We start from the raw sequence: 5,747 nt of genomic DNA, 5'->3' as shown, positions 1-5,747 counted from the left end.
AGTCGCGGTTGGCGCGCTTGAACACGGCCAGCTCCTTGCCGTCGATCGACAGCACCCGAGCGGGCTTTTCTTCCTTGGCCTTGCGCAGGTCGCTGATGCTGGGCGTGAAGGGAATCAGGACCAGCGCATACAGCAGCAGCAAGGCAGGAATGGCGGCCACCGACAGGGCCACACCACGCCGGGTGGGGTTGCGCAGGCGGCGCAGGGTTTCAGCAGCAAAGGCGGCGGCAAGAGGCTGGAAGCGGGCGAAGATTTTTTTCATCGGGTGACAGTGTAGGGGTTGCCTTTGTAAGGAGCTGTAGGACGCCGGCGGAAGGCGACGGGCGGACGCCGGAACGGGCTGGGCGTGAGCGGCGGGGTTGCCGGACATGGAGAGCAAAAAATAGCTTCAGCCCAAGCGGGACAAGCGCAGGCAGCTATTGTTTTTATAGTTCCCCCCGCTTCATCACTGGCCGTTACCGGGCATTACCGGCCATTACCGGGCATTACCGGGCAATACCGGCCATTACCGGCCATTACCAGCGCCGGCCATCGCGCGGTTCAATCACCCTTCAGGCTTTGCGCTTCAAGGGCTGCCAGCCCGCAAACTTCGGGTAGTGGCGCTGCACCACCGCACCGTCGAAATCCCAGGCGATACATTTGCCCAGGTGGTAAGGCGGCTCGGCATTGGCGGACTCTGCAAGGCCGGCCTGCGCTCGCAGGTGGCCGCGGTACACCGGCACCGTCTGGTAAGCCGCCGTCGCCATGTTGAACAGCATCTCCCGCAGGTGGGTGCAGCCGCGTATGCCGCCCAGCGCCTTTTCGATGGCCTGGCGCCAGCCGGGGCCCATGGTGACGCCCACCATCCGTTGCATCGGGTCAATGCCCTGCTGGCACTCGTCAAACGGGGCGTGATCGCTGGCGCTGGCAATTTCACGAATCACCAGGCCGTCGTCGACCGTGGCGCGAATGGCCATGCCGTGAATGGGTGTCCCCGGCGGCACCTCGCGCTCGGAGCGGACATGTTCGTAGGTGCGCACATCGGTCATTTCGGCCTCGATGTCCCACAGGCCGTCCTCGCGCCGGTAGCCCCGGTAGACGACGGCACGTGTATGCAAATGGGTTCGGGCTTGGGGTGCGGGCAGTGGCATGGGGCAGGACGGGTTCAGGATAAAGGCACTATTTTCCCAGCAAGGCGGCCAGTCTGCTGCGCCGCCAGCGACATCTGTGCGGGTCAGGCATCCAGTCAGCCCCAAGCCTCCGACAGTCCTGGGCCAACAGCTATTCATTTGATAGCAACGCCAAGGCCGGCCTGCGCGTATGCCGGGTCAGCGCGTTTTGCTTCACACCGAACCCTTGCACAAGCCATCAGAATGAACACATCCCCTGCTCACTCCGTGTTGCCCAAGATGCATCGCGCCGCAGGTCGATGCCGCGGTGCTGGTAGAAGCGGGCGTCCTCGGCGCTGAGCAAGGCGTTCACCACATGCCGCGAGATATCGGCCAGCGGCACCCACTCCCGGTTGGCGCGGCTGCACACCGTGAGTTCCTGTCCGTCGCCGGACAGCACCACCGCCGGTTTGGCTGCCTTGGCCTTGCGCAGGTCGGCGATGCTCGACTTGAAGGGAATCAGCGCCAGCGCAAAAACCCGCAAGACCACCGGCACGGCCGCCAGGCCCCTGGCCCACGGCAGCGCACCCTTGGCGCAAGCGGGAAGGAGCGGGCTCGCTCACGTCAATGCCAGGCTGTGTTGTCATGAGCGGGCAGCCCGGGCTGCACGACGGCAGGCACAGCGCCCATCGTCCGTCCCGCCTGGATCAGGCGCCGCCCCCGCGACCCGGCGTCAGCTGGACTAACGCATCACACCGGTCGCGGCACCGCTGCTCGTGCTGCATGGCCCGGGGGACATCACCTCGATGGTGGTGGCCACCCCGCAGCGATAGTTGGGCGTGGCCCCGTTCCGCTGGATTTCACAGCTGATGCCGCTGTCGCTGACGAAACGGACCGGGTCGCCGACCTTGTTAGCACGCATCGCCCGGGTTTCATCCAGACGTTTCTGGACATAGGCGCGCGCAACACTTTCGGAATAGTTGTAGCCGAAAATCTTGTCGTCAAACCGGCAGGCGTTCCGGCCCTGCGTCGCGGGCGTTGGGCTGGCAGCGCTGGCCTGTCGGGACGACGAATCGGCGGCGCTCGAACCCGCGCCGCTTGCTGAGGCTGAGCCGACGCTGCCCTCATTGCGGCCCGAAGCGGCTGACGAGCTCATCGGCGGCGTCGGGGCGGAACGGCCGGGCGCGCGGCTGGCGCCATACGCTTCGGCATCGCGCTGGATTTGCTGCAACCGCGCTGCGCCCGCAACGGCGGACGGCACATAGGGCACAGGCCGCCGTGCGGCGTCGGCCCGGTCTTCCGCGGCACGGCGCTCCTCCTCGCGTCGGTTGTGCTCCGCGACCTCGCGAAGTTCCTCGGCCTGCCGCGCAAAACGGGCGTCCAGGGCGGCGGCGGCCATGCGTATCCGGTTGCGGTACAGCTCATCCGTGCGGTACGCATATTCGCCGTTGGCCTTGCCGAACTCACAGGCCTGCGCCTGGCCTTTCACATAGGTATCTGCCACTTCGTGAACAGGCCAGCCATCACTTTTGAAACGCCAGACATCCTCGTAGCAATAGCCCTTCCCGTAGGGCTGCAGGTTCCGGGTTTCACCGTTGTAAAACGACCAGCGGCGCTGGGCGGCGGACTCCTGATGAACGGAGAGATTGCGCAATTCAAGGTATTTCTGTCCCTGGTCGAGAACGAACTCGGGCCTGCCTCTGGCCCAGGTCAGGGACACCAGCCGGGTCCGGCCTTCCTGCAAGCGTTCGTAGTCTTCCACCTTGAGCAGCTTCATCTCCGCCTCACCGGCGAGCGCGCCGTGCTCGAAGTTGACCTCAATGCCGAGCAGGCCGTCAGTGGACCGGAATATCCCGGCCCCATGCGGCAAACCCTGGGCATCACACTCGGCCCCCAACAACAGCGGCTCGGTTTTCCCGCTGCGCGGATTTTGCCAAACCGTATTCATTCCGCACTCATTGCGATACAACTGCATGGTTCGGGGCCCGGGATTCATGAACAGAACTTCATCCACTTCAGCCGTGCCGTAACCCTTCTCGCTGACCATACCGATCACGTCCACCATGTTGTCCTTCGGTACCCGCAAGACTTTGTAGAACATCATGGCGCGCTTGTCCCACATCTTCTTCTTCAGGCCATAGTTCACCTCGAACCAGCGTTTCTGGCTGTGCATGAAGGCGATATCGCCGTCCTTGCGCTCGACCCGCATAAACCCAGCCGGCACATCCATGCGCCACTCCCATTGCGTGGCTGACAACGTGTCGCCGTTGGCGAAGTAGAAAGTGCCCTCGCCCTGTCGATTTCCATTTTCAACACCCCCCTCGTAACGTGCGCCGTCGGTGTAGCGGATGACACCCGCCGATACCGCGAACGCCTGCAAGGCAAGCACCAGAAAGCCGATGAGATGGAACCAACGCATGCGAATCCCCTGTTAGTGTTTTTTTATATGGACCAAGTGAAAATGTAACCGTTTGTTTGCAGCGCCTGCAAACACCCCGCGCACCGGCCGGATCGCCTGGCTGACTCACTGCCAGGGCCATGAAAAACAGTCCCCATGGCTGAGCAGCCCGTTAGCAAGAACCTCCCGCTGCGGTCAGCAGGCTGCGGCGCTGGCCTACAGCCGTACCGCATCACCCTCGATAGGCTTCGACCATCACTGGTCTTTCGCCTTTTCCCAGGAGCCCGCCATGACCCACCCCGGGGTCCAACCCGACCGAATCAACATCAACAACCCGGCCAACTGCCCGCAGTGGACCCAACACTCAAGCTGGGCGACGAGCAGCTGCCTGCGGCGACTCAGGCTGCAGGCAACAACACCAGCGACGTCGAAAGGCATGCCAAAGGTGCATGCAGCGCCAAACGCGTGTGGGAACGCCGTGCCGCGTAAGTGCACCGACCTGACCTCGCCCAGCGTTGATGCCAGCCGCTGGTTGACGTGATGGAGTCCTTCCTCGGCAGCGCGCTGCACGGCGCAGCGGCGGTTTTTCTGGGTGTGGCCAGCTTGCTGGGCGTGGTCATCTGGTCGATCAAGCGCCACCGCAGCCCCAAGCTGAAAATCGAATGCGGCGATTCGATTGACGAGCTGATTCCTTCCCTGGCCGGCCTGACCCTGAGCTCGGCCGTGGCCGGCAACTCGGTGAAGCTGCTGGAGAACGGCGCCTTCTTCGACGTGCTGATTGATCGCATAGGCGCCGCGCGGCAAACCGTGCACTTCGAAACCTTTCTCTGGAAAGACGGCGTGCTTGGCCAGCGCATGGCGGACGCCCTGTGCGAGCGGGCCAGGGCCGGCGTGAAAGTGCGCGTGCTGCTGGACGCCACCGGCTCCAAAGGCGTCGGCAAGGCGACGCGCCGGCAGATGAAAGACGCCGGCTGCAGGCTGGTCTTCTTTCACGAAAAGAACATCTACAACATCGGTGTGCTCAATGAGCGCGATCACCGCAAGCTGGCGGTGATTGACGGCCGCGAAGCCTTTGTGGGCGGCCACTGCGTGGTGGACACCTGGCTGGGCAACGCAGAGGACGGCGAACATTACGCCGACCTCAGCGTGCATCTGCACGGGCCCATCGTGCACAGCGTGCAGGCCGCCTTCAGCGAAAACTGGGGCGGGCAGACCGGTGAACTCTTCGTGGGAAATGACGTGTTTCCGGTGCTGGCGCCCGCCGGCATAGTGACCATTCACGCCGCCTACGCCAAGCCCGAGGGGTCGGCCCCGGCCGTCAAGATTCTTCACCACACCGTGATCTGCCTGGCCAAAAAGCGCATCTGGATCCAGAACCCCTACTTCATCCCCGAGCCCGAGGCCATCGACGCGTTTGGCGAGGCGGTGAAGCGCGGGGTCGATGTGCGGGTGATGATGCCCTCGACCAGCGGCTCGGACAACCCGATGGTGCAGCACGCCGGCCACCGCAACTTTGAAAAACTGCTCAAGTGCGGCGTGCGCCTGTTTGAATACCCGCACACGCTGCTGCACCAGAAAGTGATGACGGTGGACGGGGTGTGGAGCGCGATTGGCTCCAGCAACTTTGACGATCGCTCGTTTGACACCAATGACGAACTCACCCTGGGCATTCATGACGCCGCCATGGCAGGCCAGCTCGATGCCGTGTTTGAAAAGTACGTGGCGCGCTGCCAGGAAATTGACCTGAAAGCCTGGCAGCAACGCGGCTGGTGGCACAAGGCCAAAGACAATATGTTCTACCTGTTCAACGAGGTCTTGTGAGCGTCGCGCCGTGAGACCGGCCAGGATGCCCGGCGCGCGCGCAGCGCTCAGCGCGCCTGCAAGCGGTTCAAAAACTGCTCTAGCGCGGTGATGCCTTGACCAAGCACTTCGTCAGGATCACCCTGCATGCTCCCGTCGGGCGTGAGCTGGTTCACCACTTCCGGAAGAATCTGCGCCATACCTTCGGAGACTTCGTCTTTGCCAACGCCGAGCTGCCGGGACAGCCGCGAGAGCTCATCCAGGCCGACGACCTCACCCACGGCTTCCCCTGACACGGTTTCATTGGCGCCGGTGGACACCCAGGAAGCGGCTTGCTGGCTGTAGCCTTTTTCCTGGAAGCGCTTCAACACCTCGGACACACCGCCGTTTCGCTGCACCCACTGCATGGCCAGCGGCAAAAGCATGGCAATGAGGGCGCCGCCCTTTCCTGCAAAAGGAGA

6 protein-coding genes and 1 pseudogene are annotated in these 5,747 nt (G+C 63.5%); 2 read left to right on the top strand and 5 right to left on the bottom strand.

Annotation, left to right across the window (positions count from 1 at the left end; all coding sequences use genetic code 11):
• The 4 genes and pseudogenes from PSV33_RS00580 to PSV33_RS00565 form a co-directional block, all read right to left on the bottom strand.
• Window positions 1-262: pseudogene (locus PSV33_RS00580) on the bottom strand (penicillin-binding protein); the annotation flags it as partial.
• Window positions 263-551: 289 nt separating this feature from the next.
• Window positions 552-1,130: a DUF2889 domain-containing protein gene (locus PSV33_RS00575; protein WP_300557514.1), complete on the bottom strand. Its 579-nt coding sequence runs from the start codon at window positions 1,128-1,130 to the stop codon at window positions 552-554.
• Window positions 1,131-1,347: 217 nt separating this feature from the next.
• Complete coding sequence (locus PSV33_RS00570; protein ID WP_300557512.1) at window positions 1,348-1,644, bottom strand: transglycosylase domain-containing protein; 297 nt, start codon at window positions 1,642-1,644, stop codon at window positions 1,348-1,350.
• A gap of 186 nt (window positions 1,645-1,830) precedes the next feature.
• Window positions 1,831-3,507 carry an MORN repeat-containing protein gene (locus tag PSV33_RS00565; protein WP_300557510.1) on the bottom strand — a complete coding sequence of 559 codons (1,677 nt, stop codon included), beginning with the start codon at window positions 3,505-3,507 and terminating at the stop codon, window positions 1,831-1,833.
• A 330-nt stretch (window positions 3,508-3,837) separates the two neighbouring features.
• Between PSV33_RS00565 and PSV33_RS00560 the strand changes: the two genes are divergently transcribed.
• Together PSV33_RS00560 and PSV33_RS00555 are read left to right on the top strand one after the other, a co-directional pair.
• A complete protein-coding gene (locus tag PSV33_RS00560; protein ID WP_300557508.1) occupies window positions 3,838-3,975 on the top strand; it encodes a hypothetical protein in 138 nt (45 codons plus the stop codon).
• A 51-nt stretch (window positions 3,976-4,026) separates the two neighbouring features.
• On the top strand, window positions 4,027-5,307 hold the full coding sequence (locus PSV33_RS00555; RefSeq protein WP_300557506.1) for a phosphatidylserine/phosphatidylglycerophosphate/cardiolipin synthase family protein: 1,281 nt from the start codon (window positions 4,027-4,029) through the stop codon (window positions 5,305-5,307).
• Window positions 5,308-5,354: 47 nt separating this feature from the next.
• Here PSV33_RS00555 and PSV33_RS00550 read toward each other — a convergent pair.
• The coding region (locus PSV33_RS00550) for a YidB family protein (RefSeq protein WP_300557504.1) at window positions 5,355-5,747 on the bottom strand (393 nt) is incomplete at its 5' end.

This window comes from Polaromonas sp., assembly GCF_029945895.1.
Taxonomy (GTDB): domain Bacteria; phylum Pseudomonadota; class Gammaproteobacteria; order Burkholderiales; family Burkholderiaceae_C; genus Polaromonas.
This window is presented reverse-complemented; position numbering and strand designations above follow the sequence as displayed.

What these genes read in the sequence shown, in the direction of transcription:
- PSV33_RS00575 (WP_300557514.1), bottom strand. Translation starts at nt 1,130, where the DNA reads ATGCCACTGCCCGCACCCCAAGCCCGAACCCATTTGCATACACGTGCC.
- PSV33_RS00565 (WP_300557510.1), bottom strand. Translation starts at nt 3,507, where the DNA reads ATGCGTTGGTTCCATCTCATCGGCTTTCTGGTGCTTGCCTTGCAGGCG.
- PSV33_RS00555 (WP_300557506.1), top strand. Translation starts at nt 4,027, where the DNA reads ATGGAGTCCTTCCTCGGCAGCGCGCTGCACGGCGCAGCGGCGGTTTTT.